Raw genomic sequence first — 18,455 nt, 5'->3', positions numbered from 1 at the left:
CATCGTTGTTGCCTGCGGCTCGTCCTTGAGCCTTTGATTCAGACAGTTTACTCCGCCGACGATTTTTCCGCTTTACCCGCCAATAAACTCAAGAAATCGTATTTCTCCTTCAATTCTTTTTCGGCCGCTTGATATAGCGCGCTAGCCACTTCAGGTTGTTGCGCATTCAGACGGCGGAAACGCTGCTCTTTCAGTAGGGTTTCGGTCAAATCGCTATTTGGTGGACGCGAGTCTAACGCTAACGCCGCTTTACCTTCTTCACTACGGCGGGGATCGAAGCGGTACAGTGGCCAGAAACCGGTGGCGGTGAGCTGTTTCATTTGTTCATGGCTGAGCGCCAAGTCGTAGCCGTGTTCTTCACAAGGGCTGTAGGCAATAATCAGTGACGGCCCCGGATAGGCTTCCGCTTCTTGAATCGCTTTTACCGTCTGGTTGAGCTGCGCGCCGAGCGAAATTTGCGCCACATACACATGGCCGTACATCATCATGCTGACGCCAAGATCCTTACGTGCTTTGCGTTTACCATGTTCACCGAATTTGGTCACGGCGCCCAAGGGTGTGGCTTTCGACTGCTGACCGCCAGTATTGGAGTAGCACTGGGTGTCTAACACCAACACGTTGACGTTTTCCGTCAGGCTCAGTACGTGATCCAAACCGCCGAAACCAATGTCATAGGCCCAGCCATCCCCCCCAATCAACCAAATGGATTTATCCACCAAATAATCGGCATCGGTAGCTAATTGGCGCGCATCTTCACTATTGATTGCCGTTAGTAATTGACGTAATTCGGCGATCTGCTGGCGACGCGGTTCGGGTGCAATATCTGTCATTTGCAATGCCGCAACCAAAGTTTCCGGTAACTGCGGTGCCAGGCTGTCTAATAGACGCAAGACGCGACGGCGATGCTGATCGACCGTTAAACGAAAGCCCAAACCAAATTCAGCGTTGTCCTCAAATAAAGAGTTTGCCCACGCCGGGCCACGGCCTTCGGCGTTGGTGGTGTACGGGGTTGTCGGCAGATTACCGCCATAAATAGAGGAACAGCCAGTGGCATTAGCGATTAACAGGCGATCGCCATACAACTGAGTGAGCAACTTAATGTACGGTGTTTCTCCGCAGCCAGAACAGGCGCCGGAATACTCGAACAATGGGCTGATCAGTTGTGAGGTACGAATATCGATGCGCTCGATCTGCGCGGGATCGATTTCTGGCAGTTGCAAGAAGAAGTCGAAGTGCTGTTTTTCCACTTCCAAATTATCGAGGCGTGATTTCATATTGATCGCCTTGATCTCAGGATTTTGCCGATCTTTCGCGGGGCAAACTTCCACACACAGGTTACAGCCAGTACAGTCTTCCGGCGCTACCTGCAAGACGTATTTCTGACCACGCATATCGCGCGCTTTGACATCCAGCGATTGTAGCGAAGCAGGGGCGTTTGCCATCGCTTCGGGCTGAACAACTTTGGCGCGAATCGCTGAATGCGGACAGGCGGCAACACAATGGTTACATTGCGTACAGAGATCCGGCTGCCAGATGGGGATCTCTTCGGCGATATTGCGTTTTTCCCAGCGTGTAGTGCCCACTGGCCAAGTACCGTCCGGCGGGAAAGCGGAAACCGGTAGCGCATCGCCTAAACCTGCCAACATGGCGGCAGTGACGGTTTTAACGAAGTCCGGTGCGGCATCTGAAACCACTGGTGGCCGCTGTGGACTGTGGCTATCAACCGGTTGCAGTGGGATCTCGGTCAAAGCTTGCAAGGTCGCGCCCAGCGCTTGCCAGTTGCGTTCAACAATATCTTGCCCTTTGCTGCTGTAGCTACGAGATATGGCGTCCTGCAACTGTTGTAGTGCGATGTCACCCGGCAAGATCTGCGTCAGGTGGAAGAACGCCATTTGCATTACGGTGTTAATACGTGCGCCGAGTTGGCATTCACGTGCCAACTTCGCCGCATTGATAATATAGAAACGCGCCTGACGCTGATGTAGCAGGGCTTGCACTTCCTGTGGCAAACGCGCCCAAACTTCTTCTGCGTTATATGGCGTATTCAACAGGAAAATACCACCGGGTTTCAGACGTTCAACCATTTGGTATTTATCGATAAACTGCCATTGGTGACAGCCAACAAAATCGGCACGACTGACCAAATAAGCCGAATTGATCGGTTGTTCGCTGACGCGCAGGTGAGAAACCGTCAGGCCACCGGCCTTTTTCGAGTCATAGACAAAGTAACCTTGCGCGTACATTGGCGTGCTGTTACCGATGATTTTGATGTTGTTTTTGGTCGCAGAAACTGAACCATCGCTACCTAGCCCATAGAACAGCGCTTCCAACGAGGCACGCTGTGGTAAATCTTCTTCGCTTAGCGGTAATGACAAGCCGGTCACGTCGTCGAAAATCCCAACGGTAAAGCGTGGGCGCGGTTTCTCTAACGTTAATTCGCGGAAAATCGCCAGTACACAATTCGGATCGAACTCTTTCGACGACAAACCATAACGCCCGCCAATCACTCGCGGCAATGTCGTGCGTTCGCCACGGCTAAAGGCCTCGGCGAGGGCGGTCATGATGTCCAGATACAGTGGCTCTGCTTGCGCGCCCGGTTCCTTGGTGCGATCCAATACCGCGATTTTTTCTACGCTGTCAGGCAATACGCTCAGCAAATGTTGGGCGGAGAACGGGCGGAACAGGCGTGCTTTCAGGACGCCAACTTTCTCGCCGCGAGTCAGTAGGGTGTCGATGACTTCTTCACAAGTACCGATGGCGGAACCCATCAGGATCACCACGCGATCGGCTTGCGGGTGGCCATAATATTCAAATGGTTGATAGTTTCGACCGGTGATCTGGCCGAATTTCTCCATCGCATCACAGACGTGTTGATAAGTATTGTCGTACCAAGGGTTGGTCGCTTCGCGCGATTGGAAATAGGTATCCGGGTTAGCAGAAGTACCGCGCACCACCGGATGATCGGGTGATAATGCCCGGCTGCGGTGTGCGTCAATAGCCTCTTGTGGCAACATCTGGCGCAATGAGTCGTCGCTCAACGGGACGATCTTGTTGATCTCGTGAGAGGTGCGGAAACCATCAAAGAAGTGAATAAAGGGAATACGGCTATTGAGCGTGGCGGTCTGTGCAATCAGCGCGAAATCTTGCGCTTCCTGTACGTTGCTGGCACACAGCATGGCGCAACCGGTTTGGCGTACCGCCATGACGTCGGAGTGATCGCCAAAAATCGACAGCGCATGGGTGGCAACGGTACGGGCAGCGACGTGTAATACAAACGGGGTTAACTCACCGGCCACTTTGTACAACGTTGGGATCATCAGCAACAGACCCTGCGACGAGGTGAACGAGGTTGAAAGTGCCCCGGTTTGCAACGCGCCATGCACGGTCGCGATAGCGCCGCCTTCGGATTGCATTTCCACTACACGCGGTACGTCACCCCAAATGTTTTGACGACCATCACCCGACCAATCATCGGCCTGTTCCGCCATGGTGGAACTCGGGGTAATGGGGTAGATAGCTATCACCTCGTTGGTTCGGTAGGCCACGGAAGCAACAGCGTTATTACCGTCAGTAGTAATCATTCAATAGACCCTTTCATTGCTCAATGAAGCTGCGAAAAATAGGTGCTCGCAGTAATAAATAAAGTCTAGCAGAGGGTCAGAATGGCTCTTTATCGCGATTGTGTGGCGATGACAATTTGCAGAGTTCAAGATGTAAGTTGATATTTCCTCAGGTGAAAATTGTTTGCCGTTTAACGACAATTTAGCTGGTTAGCGGCATAATAGCGGTCGTTTTATTATGCCAAAGGCGCACAGCATGACGGGATTAATGTATTTATTTATGGCGATTATTGCAGAGGTTATCGCCACAACTATGCTAAAAGCTTCTGAAGGGTTTACGCGCTTGTGGCCATCGGTGGTGGTGGTTGTGGGCTATTGCATCGCCTTTTGGGGGCTTTCTATGGTGGTGAAAACCATGCCACTGGGGATTGCTTACGCCATTTGGTCTGGCATGGGGATCGTCTTGGTGTCGATCGCGGCGGTATTTCTTTACCAACAAAAACTGGATTTACCGGCGATATTCGGGATGGGATTAATTATTGCTGGCGTTTTAGTGATTAATTTATTGTCAAAATCATCGGGACACTGATTAATAAAAAGTCAGAATTATTAAAAAAACCAGCGTAACAATCTGTTGCCGTTGCGCTGGTTGAAAAGCTCAGCAAAATTAAACTGAGAAACAGTGGATGCTAATTGCTTAGCGAAGCTAGCATAGCCTGCACTGAGTCGTTATTCGGTAGCAAAAAATGCTCGCCGAAAAAATCAACGAACATCTAAAGTATGTACGCCAGGTACTGCCATGATTTGTTGATAAATCTCGGCAATTTGTTTTTTCGGTGATAACGTCACGTCTAATGATAATTCACATTCGTTACTTTCTCCGTCATGTTGGCTAACGGAAATATTTCCCGGACGAATACGCATTTTCTGTAATTCCACCAATACTGCAGGCACGCTTTGTGACGTCAAGCGAACCTGAATATAATGGTGATGACCAAATAAGCGATTGCTGAGTTGGCGGAAGACTTCCAATACCACCAACGTCATTATCGTGCCGTAAATACCTATTTCATATAAACCGCTACCGATCACCAAACCGATGGCAGCCGTCACCCATAGCCCGGCGGCGGTAGTGAGACCTTTCACGACCTGCTTTTGAATAATGATGGTGCCCGCGCCGAGGAAGCCCATCCCGCTGACCACCTGAGCGGCGACACGGCTGGGATCGAGATCGACATGCGATAGAGTGAGTAAATCATCAAAGCCATATTTTGATACAATCATAAACATGGCGCTACCAATACCCACTAAAATGTGGGTACGTAATCCAGCCTCTTTAGCGCGCAATTGACGCTCAATACCAATCAGGCCGCCGAGTGCGCCAGCAAGGGCGATGCGTAGAAGTAAATCGGTAATCATGGGATATTCGACCCCTCTTTCGGTCTTATTTTCTGAATTGTGCAAAAAAAAAGCTAAACGGTATTTTCATTATTTTAGCTTCAGGATAGATTAAACAGGTTTACATCAAAGATAGCTCAACGTGCCTAACATAAAATGGCATGTTTATTAGTAATGGCGATTTACACAGCATCGTGGGTTAAATAAATGAAAAAATTAAAATGGCTACTGGCGAGCGCCGTGTTGCTGCTGGCCGCGTGCAGCAGTAACGAAGAGCCACAACAGAAGGGCACCAGCGCTCATATCAATACCGTTCCAACCAGCGCACCTTGTGCCAGTGTGGGCGGCGTGACGACCATCGCCCACAATTTGAATGGCGATACGATCAGAATGTGTCAGATGCCAAATGGCATGCAATGCGAAGAACGAACGCTGGGGCAAGGTGCCTGCGCGGCGGCCGGTTAATACACCCAGTCTTTCAATTGATAAATCAGCGTATGGTCACTGCCACGCAAAGTGAGCTGTTGGCCATTGAGCGTGACCGTTGCGCCATTGCCAAGAACGGTGCTAATGACCTGATCCCATTGGTTACGTTGTGCATCGGTGCAAAGCATTCGGGTTGCTGCCAAATTTTTGACGGTTAGCACGCCGTTATTCAATTCACCGGCACCGGAGAAGTGGTTACACATCGAACCGGAAATATGCAATTTCTCACCGAATTCAATGCTTGGGCCGTTGCCTAATTTAGCGTTGGCAGCCACGCCGTCGACGCTTTGCAGCACGAAGTTATGATGCAGCAGATCGCTTTCCGTCACCTGGCTGATACTGTTTTTTTCCGAGCTACAACCGATCAGTAACAGGCTGATGAAGACGAGTGGGATAGATTTTTTCATCGGTTTTCTCCAATAGAAAGGGGCGAAAAAATCGCCCCTGCGTGTTATAGAATAAAAATCAATTACTCGACAATATTTGGGCAGTGTTCACCACGCGTCAACAAATCGATATTTTGCAGCGTGGTTTGCGAAATACTGGTCAGTGCTTCTTCGGTCAAGAACGCCTGATGCCCGGTAAACAGTACGTTGTGGCAGGCGGAAAGGCGACGGAAGATATCGTCCTGAATCACGTCGTTGGATTTGTCTTCAAAGAACAGATCGCGTTCATTCTCATATACATCCATACCCAATGCGCCGATTTTTTGGTTTTTCAGCGCATCAATGGCGGCGGAGGAATCGATCAAACCACCGCGACTGGTGTTGATGATCATGACGCCGTTTTTCATTTGCTCGAAGGCTTTCGCATCCAGCAAATGATGGTTTTCTGGCGTCATTGGGCAGTGCAGGGTGATGACGTCTGACTGCTTATACAATGTTGGCAGATCGACATATTCGGCACCTAACTCCAATGCTTGAGCGCTTGGATAAGGATCGTAAGCCAGCAGCTGCATGCCAAACCCTTTCAGAATACGCATGGTCGCAACACCAATCTTACCGGTGCCGATCACCCCGACGGTACGGTTATGCATATTGAAACCGATCAAACCTTCTAGCGAGAAGTTAGCATCACGGGTACGTTGATAAGCGCGGTGAATGCGACGATTCAAACACATCATCAAACCTATAGCATGTTCAGCTACCGCTTCCGGTGAGTAGGCGGGCACACGAACAACTTTGATACCTAATTCTTTTGCCGCGTCTAAATCCACATTGTTGAAGCCAGCACAGCGCAGTGCGAGGATCTCTACGCCGATGGCCGCCAGTTCTTCCAGAACTTCACGACTGCCGTCATCATTGACGAAAATACACACCGCTTTGCAACCCGCGGCGGTTTTGGCGGTTTTCTTGCTGAGCAGAAAATCGAAAAACTCCAATTCATAGCCAAACTGTTGGTTTACCAGCTCGAGATATTTACGGTCGTATTGTTTGGTACTGTATATCGCCAGTTTCATTGTGGTTTCTCCACCTTGATTTTGTGATCAAGATAACAGATTTTACCAGGCGAGACAATGAGTTACATTTGTACGATGAATGTAATTGGAGTGTGAATAAAGCGGGGGAAATGACTGAAAGGCAAGGGAATGACTCCCTTGCCAATAATATTTTAGAAGTTACCGCGAATACCGAAGTAGTACTCATTTGAGCTCAAGCCGCCTTTCAGCTGCTCGTCACGCTCGGCAACACGGTTAACAAAGGTGTTGTAACCGCTTTCCATGTTGCCCATATCGACGTAGCGATAGCCCAATTCAGCCGTCAGATAGTCGGTAATGTCATAGCTTGCACCCGCACCCAGTGACCAAGTCAGGTTGGTGTCGGTGTTAGTAGCGAACTGGCGTGAGGTGTTACCCTGCCAACCGCTGGCGTTGTAGTGAGTCAAACCTACACCGGCCATACCGAACAGGGACAGACCTTGCCATACGCGATAGTCACGGTACGCATTCAACATGAAACGCTCGGTTTTTACGTTGAATTCGTTGGCGTTAGCGTCAAACGGTGCCCAATAGCTGGTAAAGGTGTTGTGCATTTTACCGGTGTATTCAGCTTCTGTACGCCAGCCGTTGCCCCAGGAATAACCCAGTGCGATAGCGGGAGCGACTTTATTATCGGTATCCGCATCAGCGATACGGCTTTGTACGCGTGGGCTGGTCAGATCCAGATTATGGGCTTTGACCTGTGCGCCAACTACACGTGCTGCACCGTAGTAACCTTCATGAAACGTCTGCTCTTCTGCCAATGCGAGTTGTGGAATAGCCAACGCTGCTAATACCAACGATTTCTTCCATGCCATGTTCTTCGAGCTCCTTTATTTGATAGTGATGCTGCTCAATGCGACTTCAGCACATTTTTGATCGAGGTGTCCGCCTGGTGCGCCACCGATACCGATACCGCCAATCACTTCGTTACCCGCTTTAATTGGCAAACCGCCAGCCAGCAGCAAGAAACCTGGGATATCACGCATATTTTGTGCGCCAGCGTTAGCCTGAGCCGCTTCCATCACTTTGCCTGTAGCGTTTTTGGTCGTCAGGGAAGTGTAAGCTTTCATCTCACTGGCTTTGACGGTGTGCGGGCCTGCGTTATCCATGCGTTGCACGGCTTTGATCACGCCAGCACGGTCAACAACGGTCACGCTGACGTTGTAGTTGTCTTTTTGGCATGCCTGAATGGCAGCGGTAGCCAGCTGATTAGCTTGCTCTAAGGAAATGTTACGCTCTGTCAGCGTGTTAGCAGCGAAAGCAGCGGGTGCTGCCATACTCAGGAGTAAAGCACTAGAGAAAATAATCTTACGCATTGTGGTTGTCCTCACCTACTGTGTATTTGATGAGGACAGGTTAAACAAAATTATTCAGCAAAACGATTCGGTCGATTACGCAATGGAGTAGGTAAAACTACTTAGTCTTGGATAAAAAGTTAAGAATTTCATGTTCTTTCACCAGTTGAGCCAATGAAGTTATTGCCAATTTATTGAAGATATTGGCGCGGTGCGCTTCAACGGTCCGCGGCGATAACGCTAAAATTCTCGCGATCTGCTTGCTAGTGTTACCTTCGATGATGCTTTGCATGACTTCGCGCTCGCGTTCGGATAACTGATCGAATTTGTTTTGCAATTGCTGGTGTTGTAATTGTTGCTGATAAACTTTTTGTTGATGGTCGAAAGCGGCACTCACGGTTTCGATCAGTAAATCTGCATCAATAGGTTTGGTCAGAAATTCAAAAGCCCCATTTTTAAACGCCCGACGGCAGGTTTCGATATTACCATGTCCGGTCATCAGCACCACCGGTAGGGGAATAGCCTGTTGTTGCAGCTCGTCTAATAGCGTCAAACCGGTTTTACCGGGCATACGAATATCCAACAGCAAGCAACCACAGAGTGTATCTAACGGTTGTTTTTGCTCTAGGAAGGCTTGCGCACTGGCGAAAGTTTCGGTTTTCCAACCCATGGTCGCCAATAGCACACTCAACGACTCGCGAACGGCATCGTGGTCGTCAATCAGATAGATCACTTGTTCCATCAAGCTTCTTCCTCTTGGATGGGAAACAATAGGGTGAAACAGGCACCACCAGTGGGGCTGTTTTGTACTGAGATTTTACCATTCAAACGCAATACCAGCGTTTCCGCCAGTGTCAAACCCAAACCCAATCCTTCTTTACGCGAAGTGTAGAAGGGCATAAAGACTTGTTCCAACTCATTGGCGTTGAGACCAGGGCCGCCATCAATAATATCAACCTGGCAAATGTTATCGTCATGCTTAGCGCTAATTTTCACCCATCCAAGTGGTTGTTGGCGCTGAGCTTGAATGGCATTACTGAGCAAGTTATGGAAGATCTGCTCTATCCATAATGGTTCTGATTGAATTGATGGTAGGGATTCGCTGAAGTGGTGTGTGATGTGGATATTACCGACTCGTAATTCGTTTTCCAGTAGTAACTCTACACGTCGCCAAATCGTTGGAATACTAACCGGTTGCAGTTGGAATTGACGCGTCGCCAGATTTTGCCGGTATTGATCCAATAAATCGGCAATGCGCCGAGTTTGTAGCACCGCAGCATCGAGAACCGGAGTAATACGGTCATATTTTTCACTTTTCACCAGTTTTTGCGCAGTTTGCGTATAGGTCATGACCGCACTTAAGGGCTGATTCAGCTCATGCACCATACCGGCGGTAATTTCGCCCATGGTATTCAGGCGGGTTAGCTCAGAGAAACGAGCACGTAGGTCGGCCACTTGGCTGCGATGATTTTGGCGTAGTAAATGGGTAATCGCGGCAATTAACACCACCCACAGTAAACCGAATGCGATACTCCATCCCCATGGCAGTTGCTGCCATTGAGGATCACCTCCCGCGCTGAGGACGAAAGGCTGGGTGGTACTGGTTAAGGCTTTATTCCATTGCCAGAAGTCCTTCCCGCTAGGTTCGCCATGACTTAGCAACGTCGCGTCATTCCATTTCAGCGCTAAATGCGTGAATTGATTCATTTGTGGGAAAGATTGCTCAAGCAGTGATAAATCAATCAGCAATTGTAGATGACGATAATGGTTATTAAGCCAATAGCGCCCATTTCCTGCATCGACTACTGTACCGCTATTCGTCAAAACAACAGGGATAGCCTGGAACGCCAGTACCTGCGGAAATTTTTTCTGTAACTGTGCCAAAGGAATATCGGTACTCACCAACGGTAAAATGACATCGTGCTGCGCCAGTGTTTCGCTTAACTCACGATAAACCGTGTTGAAGGCGGCAGTACGTTGATGTTCTTGCTGTGAAAGTCCATTCTGGATCAAGGCAAGGGTAGAAAGCGTGCTGAGCAACAACCAACTCAATGCCTTAAACATCCAACTCCGTTTCATCATCGCTTTATTATTCTCAAACTAAACACGCAATCGATAGGTAAGCTAGTTCTTCAGTTGTAGCATAATATTCCGCAATATGTGTTGAAAAGCATCGGCTATTCCTTTGCTAACTTCACCGGAACCTGAATCTGTGCCATCATAAAACCCCACTCAGGAATGAAATCATCTCTTAATGACCAGGCGATTAAAATTATTCATAGGGACTGTGATTGGTGTCGTGATACTGCTGGCGGCGCTATGGCAAACCTTGCCACGCTGGTTACCGCGTATCGCTGAACATTGGTTGCCTCAAGGTAGCCAATTGGTGCTGCCTGCACCATTGCGTTGGCAACAAGGCGCACTACGGCTGAATGGTTTGCAATTCAAAGCACAAGATTGTCTGTTAGCCAATATCGGGGCGACTAGCCTGAGCTATCGACAAGGGCGCTGGCAACTGCTTGGCGATAAAGTGGTGGTTGATACTGCCTGCTTGTCAAAACTGCCTGCCAGTGATGCCAATAGTGCGCCTTTAGCACTCGACAAACTGCAAAAACAGTTGCCGTTGCTGGATGTCACGATTAACCAACTAAGCATTATTCCTTGGCAGCGTTACGAAGGTAAATTGCAGCTACAATCCTCAGGTGCCGAGCAACAACTGCAATATCAGGGTAAAAACTTGCGTGCGACTGCGGTGCTAGATTCACACCAACAACTCACGCTCAACAGCCTAGACATCATCCCTCCGAACAGCCCCGATCCACTGCATTTGAGTGGCAAAGTGACCATTCCGTTGAATTTGGACAGCATGCCTGCGCAAGGAGCTTTGCAAGGGGAAATGCAGACCGGCTACTTGGAAAAACCGTTGCTGATGGATGTGCGCTGGCAGCAGCAGCAGGGCGTATTGACGTTAACGGAAAAAGGCGACGCCGAACCTTTGGCGACCTTGCCGTGGGAGATAGATTCCCAGCAACTCAGTATTAATAAAGGTGAATGGCGCTGGCCGTATGCTGAACAGCCGCTCAACGGGGGTTTGAGCATTGCCCTGCATGATTGGAGTAAAGGTTGGGATGAAACTGAAGTCAGTGCTCGACTGAATGTCATTACCGCGGGGCATAACGGCAAAGGCAATGCAGTATTAGTTCTGGGACCGGGCAAGGTGGGCTTAACGCAAAGCGATCTTAGTTTCCGCTTAACTGGGCAAGCGAATCTGGCGGATTTCTCCGTCACGACGTCGATTCCCGGCATCATCAGTGGTTCGATCCTCAACCCAACATTGGTATTACAACCGGGTTCTCTACTGCGTGCTTGGGGCAGTGCCTCACCAGAAATGAAGCTGGAAGAAGCCCGTTTACCATTAGCTGGGGTGAAAGTCACTGCTGCCGGGATCACCGGACGACTACAGGCGATTATCAACGTCAGTGACAGCTATTGGGGACAGTTCAAACTGCATCTGGACGGCAACGCGCAAGACTTCTGGCCGGATAACGGCAACTGGCAGTGGCGTTATTGGGGCAACGGCAATTTGCCGCCATTACAGGCTAAATGGGATGTCGCGGGGAGTGGCAATTGGCAGGATTCGTTGATCGTACTTGATCGTCTCTCTACCGGGTTCGATCAACTGAAATACGGCATGATGAAGGTAGACGCACCGCGACTGACACTAAGCCAACCGATTCATTGGCAGCGTGACGTCAAGAAACCGCGGTTTGACGGTAATCTCCGACTGGTGGCGCAAAAAGTGAGTCTGGAGGGGGGCTATTTACCTCCTTCGGTGCTGGATTTGCAGTTGAACGGAACCGAGCCGAATAACGTTCAGATACTAGGCAAATTACAGGCTGAGCAGATTGGCCCGATCACACTACGTGGGCGCTGGGATGGAGAACGGCTACGTGGTCAAAGCTGGTGGCCAAAACAACCATTGACGGTATTCCAACCGCTAATTTCTCCAGATTTAAATATCAAACTGCGTGATGGCGAGTTTTACGCTCAGGCAGCGTTCTCTGCCGCGCGTGTTCAAGGTTTTGAAGCCGGCGGTCATTGGGTGGTGACGGATGGTGGCATGTGGCTGAAAGATGGTGAAGTGAGCGGGTTGGATTTCGCTTTGGGTTTTCGTCTGAAAAATCACTTGTGGCAATTGGGCCCGAAAAAGCCGGTGATGCTGCGGATTAAATCGCTACGTAACTTGTTTGAAATGCAAAACATTAGCGCCGATTTACAAGGCACCTATCCTTATAGTGAGAAACAACCGCTGACGTTGAGCAATGTCGGTATGGACGCGTTGAACGGACATATCAGTCTATCTGCGTTGCGATTGCCGCAACATCAGGCGGCGGTGTTGAAATTGGATAAAGTGGATCTCAGCGCATTATTTACCGCGTTGAAACCGAAGCAGTTTGCCATGTCTGGTAAGGTTGATGGCGAATTGCCGTTGTTCCTCAATCATCCACAATGGTTGGTGCGCAACGGTTGGATTGCCAACGCCGGCATGCTGACCTTACGTTTGGATAAAGAGATGGCCGATGCGATTGGCAGCAACAATTTGGCGAGTGAGGCGGCGATAGACTGGTTGCGCTATATGGAGATCAATCGTTCTCGCGCCACGGTCGATCTGGATAATCTGGGCGAACTGACGCTGAAAGCGCGGATCGACGGAGTTAATCCGCAAAAAAGCTCTAAGCGTGAAATCATCCTGAACTATAGCCATCAGGAAAACATCTTCCAACTGTGGCGTAGTTTGCGCTTCGGTGACAATTTACAGGAGTGGCTAGAACAGGCCCTCTCTCAACCAGAGGAAACACCATGAGAACTCCATGCGTGGCTGTCTTGGCTACTTTATTGCTGAGCGCATGTGTACCGCGTATTGAAGTGGCGACGCCAAAAGACCCGATCACTATCAATATGAACGTGAAAATCGAGCACGAAATCAATATCAAAGTCGATAAGGACGTGGAAAACCTGATGAAAGATCGTAGCGATTTGTTCTAGGAGCCGACATGAAAAAACGTTATCTATGGTTGATCGGTGCAGGGTGGCTATTTAGCAACCTAGCAATAGCACTGACACTAGACGAAGCCAAACAGCAAGGGCGGGTCGGTGAAACTCTGAGCGGTTACATTGCCCCGGTTAAACAGGATGCGGAAACGTTGGCGTTGGTAAAACGTATCAACTCCGGTCGTACCGAACAGTACCAGAAGCTGGCGGACAGTAACCATCTTGCTCTTGACCAAGTGGCGAAAATGGCCGGGCAGAAATTGGTGCAACGAGCGCCAACCGGTGAATATGTTCGCGGTATCAATGGCCAGTGGGTAAAAAGACCGTAAAAAAGCGCGCCATTAAGGCGCGCAAAATACAGACACTTGGATTATTTTGAGGCTTTATTGCAGGTGTAACGAGTATTAAGCAGCAACGACTTGAGCCAGCGCGGCTTTAGCGTCTGCTTGTGCTTTAGTGGCGACATCTGGGCCATAAGCGATACCTTCAGCGAACACGAACTCAACGTCAGTGATGCCGATAAAGCCCAAGAACAGGCGCAGGTAAGGCTCAACCAGATCGCTTGGCGTGTCTTTATGAATACCGCCACGGCTGGTCAACACGATAGCGCGTTTACCTTTCACCAAACCTTCCGGGCCATTCTCGGTGTAGCGGAAGGTCACACCGGCACGAGCGATCAGGTCAAAATAGTTTTTCAACTGAGTTGGAATGTTAAAGTTGTACATCGGTGCAGCCATCACGATGGTGTCATTGGCTTGCAACTCAGCAATCAGTTCGTCAGACAGTGCCAGCGCTTCTTGTTGACGTGGAGTCAGTGGGGTGTCTGAAGGTCGCAGGGCACCAACCAGTTCACCATCCAGCACCGGAATTGGTTGCGCAGCCAAATCGCGTACGGTGATGGTATCGTTGCCGTGGGTTTGAGCCCATTGTTCAACGAAAAAATCGGCCAATTGGTTAGATTGGGAATAGCCTGCCAAGATGCTGGATTTAAGAACCAATACTTTGCTCATCGTTAATTCCTTACACTATGAATGTGACATCAGGACAGGTCGTCCTTCGCATGGAGTACACTCTATTCGTGTTTTTCCAAGAGAGATAGTGGAATATTTCGAGGCGCTTGTTCGATTTTATTGAACAACCAACTCCACATTAAATTGAGGAATTATGAGGAAAAACCGGCTTATGCTATTCTGCGCGGCTAAAGTCAAAAATTGACTAACCCTATTGCAAAGCGTTGCTATAGCTCGATTTGGCAGCGAAGATACAAGGAACACCGAACGTGAAATCTCCGCTCGCGGCACTGTCAGCTCCATTGAGCGACTTGATGCTCCGTGATCAACAGCGCCTTCAGCGTCGGCTGCAGGGCGCCAGAAAAATCAAAAATCCAGAAGCCCAGCAAGCGGTGGCAAGCGAAATAGAAAATGATATCGCCACGGCATTGCAGAAAGTGCAATCACGAGTGGCGTCACGGCCTGCCATCACTTACCCGGCAAGCCTGCCGGTTAGCCAGAAGAAACAGGACATCCTGAATGCCATTCGCGATCACCAGGTGGTGATTGTGGCGGGGGAAACGGGTTCCGGTAAAACCACTCAGTTGCCAAAAATCTGCTTGGAATTGGGGCGTGGGATAAAAGGGCTGATCGGCCATACCCAGCCGCGTCGTTTGGCCGCGCGAACTGTCGCCAACCGTATCGCCGATGAGTTGGAAACCTCGCTCGGTAGTAGCGTCGGCTATAAAGTGCGTTTTAACGATCAAGTTAGCGAAAACACGTTAGTGAAGTTGATGACCGACGGTATTCTTCTGGCAGAAATCCAACAGGATCGCATGTTGATGCAGTACGACACGCTGATCATCGATGAAGCGCACGAACGCAGCCTGAACATTGATTTTATTCTGGGCTATCTGCGCGAACTGTTACCGAAGCGCCCAGATCTGAAAGTGATCATCACGTCGGCAACCATTGACCCGCAGCGCTTCTCACGACATTTCAACGATGCACCGATTATCGAAGTCTCTGGTCGCACTTATCCGGTAGAGCTGCGCTATCGCCCGGTGGTGGATGACGCGGATGATACCGATCGCGATCAGTTACAGGCAATTTTTGACGCGGTGGATGAACTCGGTCGTGAAGGGCCGGGCGATATCTTGATCTTCATGAGCGGTGAACGTGAAATTCGCGATACCGCCGACGCGCTAACCAAACTGAACTTGCCGCATACCGAAGTGCTGCCGCTGTATGCGCGGCTTTCGAACAGCGAGCAGAACCGAGTGTTCCAATCGCACCACGGGCGACGCATCGTGTTGGCGACCAACGTGGCGGAAACCTCGTTAACCGTACCGGGCATTAAATACGTTATCGATCCGGGTACCGCGCGTATTAGTCGCTACAGTTTTCGCACCAAGGTACAGCGCTTGCCGATCGAGCCAGTATCGCAAGCCTCTGCCAACCAGCGTAAAGGGCGTTGCGGCCGTGTGTCGGAAGGGATCTGTATCCGTCTGTATTCCGAGCAGGATTTCCTGTCGCGCCCGGAGTTTACCGACCCGGAAATTCTGCGCACCAACTTGGCTTCGGTCATTCTGCAAATGACTTCGTTGGGGCTGGGCGATATCGAAGCCTTCCCCTTTGTCGAAGCGCCAGACAAACGCAATATTCAAGACGGCGTGCGACTACTGGAGGAGTTAGGGGCGATAACCACCGCCGATAACGGCCACTATCAACTGACACCGCAAGGCCGCCAGTTAGCGCAATTGCCGATCGACCCACGTTTGGCTCGCATGGTGTTGGAAGCGCGTAACAGTGGTAGCGTGCGTGAAGTGATGATTATCACCGCGGCGTTGTCGATCCAAGACCCGCGTGAACGTCCGATGGAAAAACAACAAGCCTCGGATGAGAAGCATCGCCGGTTTGCCGATAAAGAGTCGGATTTTCTAGCATTCGTTAATCTGTGGGACTATCTGCAAGAGCAGCAAAAAGCATTATCCTCCAGCCAATTCCGTCGCCTGTGCAAAACCGACTATCTCAACTACTTGCGGGTACGTGAGTGGCAAGACATCTATACCCAACTGCGTCAGGTGGTGAAAGAGTTGGGCATTCCGGTTAACAGTATGCCTTCGGATTACCGCAGTATTCACCTCGCCTTGCTGACCGGTCTACTGTCGCATATTGGTCAAAAAGACGCTGATAAACAAGAATATACCGGCGCACGTAATGCCCGTTTCTCTATTTTCCCCGGTTCTGGTTTATTCAAGAAACCGCCGAAGTGGGGCATGGTAGCCGAGTTAGTGGAAACCAGCCGCCTGTGGGGACGCATTGCTGCACGCATCGATCCTGAATGGATTGAGCCGTTGGCGCAGCACTTGGTCAAACAAAGTTATAGCGAGCCGCACTGGTCAAAATCGCAAGGTGCGGTGATGGCCACCGAGAAAGTGACTCTATTCGGTTTACCGATCGTTAACGCGCGTCCGGTGAATTACAGCACTATCGATCCGCTGCTGTGTCGTGAGTTATTTATTCGCCACGCCTTGGTGGAGGGGGATTGGCAGACGCGCCATGCGTTCTTCCGTGACAACCTCAAACTGCGGGCAGAAGTCGAAGAATTGGAACACAAATCACGTCGACGCGATATTTTGGTCGACGACGAAACTCTGTTCAGTTTCTACGAGCAACGCATTCCAAACGATGTGGTATCCGCACGCCATTTTGATAACTGGTGGAAAAAAACCAGTAAACAGCAGCCGGATCTGCTGAATTTCGAAAAAGAAATGCTGATTAAAGACGGAGCCAACAAAGTCAGTGCGTTGGATTACCCGAACTTTTGGCATCAAGGTAGTCTCAAACTGCGCCTGACTTATCAGTTTGAACCAGGTACTGATGCTGATGGCGTCACGGTGCATATTCCGCTGCCGATTCTCAATCAGGTTGAAGAGGCCGGTTTTGAGTGGCAAATCCCCGGAGTTCGCCGCGAACTGATCATCGCATTGATTAAGTCATTGCCAAAACCGGTTCGCCGTAACTTTGTTCCTGCGCCTAACTATGCCGAAGCTTTCCTTGGGCGAGTCACTGCGTTGGAAATGCCGCTGTTGGATTCGCTGGAGCGTGAACTACGCCGTATGACAGGCGTGACGGTGTCACGTGAAAGTTGGCAATGGGATCAGGTACCCGATCACCTAAAAATCACTTTCCGTATCGTTGGGGAAAAACACAAGACCCTACGTGAAGGTAAAGATCTGACGGCGTTAAAACTGCAACTGAAAGAAAAGGTTCAGGAAACGCTGTCTGCGGTAGCTGACGATGGATTAGAACAAAGTAATTTGCATATCTGGAGCTTTGGTCAACTCCCCGAATTCTACGAACAGAAACGTGGCGGTTACTCGGTCAAAGCCTATCCGGCGCTAGTGGATGAAAAAGACAGCGTAGCGATCCGCTTGTTTGATAGCGAACAGGAACAGCAACAGGAAATGTGGCGCGGAACGCGGCGTTTGCTGTTGCTAAATATTCCTTCGCCAATCAAGTATCTGCATGAAAAACTGCCGAATAAAGCCAAACTTGGGTTGTACTTTAACCCTTATGGCAAAGTATTGGATCTGATCGACGACTGCATTTCCTGCGGTATCGATAAGTTGATTGCTGAGCACGGCGGCTTGGTGTGGAAAGAGGAAAATTTCGCTCGTTTGCAGGAATTGGTGCGTGCTGAGCTGAACGAAACAGTAGTTGATGTTGCTAAGCAAGTCGAGCAGACCCTAACAATGGTATTCAGCATTAATAAACGGTTGAAAGGCCGGGTGGATATGTCGCTGGCGTTAGCGCTGTCGGATATTAAAACCCAGATTAATGGATTGATTTACCGTGGGTTTGTCACCAATAACGGCTGGAAACGGCTACCAGATACGCTGCGTTATTTGCAGGCAATTGAACGCCGCTTAGAGAAATTGGCAAGCGATCCGCACCGTGATCGAGCACAAATGATTCGTGTCGATCAAATCCAGCAGGCATGGCAGCAGTGGCTAAACAAACTGCCACCTAAACGTCAGCAGGATGAGGATGTAAAAGATATCCGTTGGATGATCGAAGAGCTGCGCGTTAGCCTGTTTGCTCAACAATTGGGCACACCGTATCCGATCTCGGATAAGCGGATATTGCAGGCAATGGAGCAGTTGGCGGGGTAAGTGTTTAGGCAGCCGGA

15 protein-coding genes are annotated in these 18,455 nt (G+C 49.9%); 6 read left to right on the top strand and 9 right to left on the bottom strand.

All coding sequences use genetic code 11. From position 1 onward, the window contains the following. Positions 1 to 47: 47 nt before the first annotated feature. Positions 48 to 3,581, bottom strand: coding sequence for a pyruvate:ferredoxin (flavodoxin) oxidoreductase (nifJ, locus tag AC3ISQ_RS11295; RefSeq protein WP_489346510.1), 3,534 nt, complete (start codon positions 3,579 to 3,581; stop codon positions 48 to 50). A 235-nt stretch (positions 3,582 to 3,816) separates the two neighbouring features. On the opposite strand from nifJ, the gene AC3ISQ_RS11290 reads away from it, so the two are divergent. Then, the gene (locus AC3ISQ_RS11290; RefSeq protein WP_489346508.1) at positions 3,817 to 4,149 is read left to right on the top strand and encodes an SMR family transporter; all 333 of its coding nucleotides are present in this window, start codon (positions 3,817 to 3,819) and stop codon (positions 4,147 to 4,149) included. A 173-nt stretch (positions 4,150 to 4,322) separates the two neighbouring features. Here AC3ISQ_RS11290 and AC3ISQ_RS11285 read toward each other — a convergent pair whose 3' ends face one another. After that, the gene (locus AC3ISQ_RS11285; protein ID WP_489346506.1) at positions 4,323 to 4,979 is read right to left on the bottom strand and encodes an MgtC/SapB family protein; all 657 of its coding nucleotides are present in this window, start codon (positions 4,977 to 4,979) and stop codon (positions 4,323 to 4,325) included. A 186-nt stretch (positions 4,980 to 5,165) separates the two neighbouring features. On the opposite strand from AC3ISQ_RS11285, the gene AC3ISQ_RS11280 reads away from it, so the two are divergent. After that, complete coding sequence (locus AC3ISQ_RS11280) at positions 5,166 to 5,423, top strand: DUF333 domain-containing protein (RefSeq protein WP_489346505.1); 258 nt, start codon at positions 5,166 to 5,168, stop codon at positions 5,421 to 5,423. On the opposite strand, the gene hslJ is transcribed toward AC3ISQ_RS11280, so the two are convergent. From hslJ to AC3ISQ_RS11250, 6 genes are all read right to left on the bottom strand, one after another. Then, positions 5,420 to 5,851, bottom strand: coding sequence for a heat shock protein HslJ (gene hslJ, locus AC3ISQ_RS11275; RefSeq protein WP_489346503.1), 432 nt, complete (start codon positions 5,849 to 5,851; stop codon positions 5,420 to 5,422). The genes AC3ISQ_RS11280 and hslJ overlap by 4 nt on opposite strands. Positions 5,852 to 5,913: 62 nt before the next feature. Further along, the gene (locus AC3ISQ_RS11270; protein ID WP_489346501.1) at positions 5,914 to 6,903 is read right to left on the bottom strand and encodes a 2-hydroxyacid dehydrogenase; all 990 of its coding nucleotides are present in this window, start codon (positions 6,901 to 6,903) and stop codon (positions 5,914 to 5,916) included. 152 nt (positions 6,904 to 7,055) lie between these two features. Beyond that, positions 7,056 to 7,739 carry an outer membrane protein gene (locus tag AC3ISQ_RS11265; protein ID WP_489346500.1) on the bottom strand — a complete coding sequence of 228 codons (684 nt, stop codon included), beginning with the start codon at positions 7,737 to 7,739 and terminating at the stop codon, positions 7,056 to 7,058. A gap of 15 nt (positions 7,740 to 7,754) precedes the next feature. Further along, positions 7,755 to 8,240: a GlcG/HbpS family heme-binding protein gene (locus AC3ISQ_RS11260; RefSeq protein ID WP_489346498.1), complete on the bottom strand. Its 486-nt coding sequence runs from the start codon at positions 8,238 to 8,240 to the stop codon at positions 7,755 to 7,757. A gap of 97 nt (positions 8,241 to 8,337) precedes the next feature. Continuing rightward, on the bottom strand, positions 8,338 to 8,961 hold the full coding sequence (locus tag AC3ISQ_RS11255) for a response regulator transcription factor (RefSeq protein ID WP_489346496.1): 624 nt from the start codon (positions 8,959 to 8,961) through the stop codon (positions 8,338 to 8,340). Continuing rightward, entirely contained in the window at positions 8,961 to 10,283 is a 1,323-nt protein-coding gene (locus AC3ISQ_RS11250; RefSeq protein ID WP_489346494.1) for a sensor histidine kinase, read from the bottom strand. Before AC3ISQ_RS11250 ends, AC3ISQ_RS11255 begins: the two co-directional genes overlap by 1 nt. A 190-nt stretch (positions 10,284 to 10,473) precedes the next feature. Between AC3ISQ_RS11250 and AC3ISQ_RS11245 the strand changes: the two genes are divergently transcribed. The 3 genes from AC3ISQ_RS11245 to AC3ISQ_RS11235 are packed head-to-tail and all read left to right on the top strand — an operon-like array spanning position 10,474 to position 13,600. Beyond that, positions 10,474 to 13,083: a YdbH family protein gene (locus tag AC3ISQ_RS11245; RefSeq protein WP_489346492.1), complete on the top strand. Its 2,610-nt coding sequence runs from the start codon at positions 10,474 to 10,476 to the stop codon at positions 13,081 to 13,083. Next, complete coding sequence (locus AC3ISQ_RS11240; RefSeq protein WP_489346490.1) at positions 13,080 to 13,265, top strand: YnbE family lipoprotein; 186 nt, start codon at positions 13,080 to 13,082, stop codon at positions 13,263 to 13,265. Before AC3ISQ_RS11245 ends, AC3ISQ_RS11240 begins: the two co-directional genes overlap by 4 nt. 8 nt (positions 13,266 to 13,273) lie before the next feature. Next, positions 13,274 to 13,600, top strand: a complete 327-nt coding sequence (locus AC3ISQ_RS11235) for a YdbL family probable chaperone protein (protein WP_489346488.1) — start codon at positions 13,274 to 13,276, stop codon at positions 13,598 to 13,600. Positions 13,601 to 13,675: 75 nt separating this feature from the next. On the opposite strand, the gene azoR is transcribed toward AC3ISQ_RS11235, so the two are convergent. Further along, complete coding sequence (azoR, locus tag AC3ISQ_RS11230; RefSeq protein ID WP_489346486.1) at positions 13,676 to 14,281, bottom strand: FMN-dependent NADH-azoreductase; 606 nt, start codon at positions 14,279 to 14,281, stop codon at positions 13,676 to 13,678. A gap of 269 nt (positions 14,282 to 14,550) precedes the next feature. Here azoR and hrpA point away from each other — a divergent pair, with 269 nt between their 5' ends. Then, positions 14,551 to 18,438, top strand: coding sequence for an ATP-dependent RNA helicase HrpA (hrpA, locus tag AC3ISQ_RS11225; RefSeq protein WP_489346484.1), 3,888 nt, complete (start codon positions 14,551 to 14,553; stop codon positions 18,436 to 18,438). Positions 18,439 to 18,455 lie beyond the last annotated feature (17 nt).

This window comes from Serratia sp. KH_031 (assembly GCF_057839655.1).
Note: the sequence above shows the minus strand (reverse complement) of the source record. Positions and strands in the feature narration are given on the sequence as shown.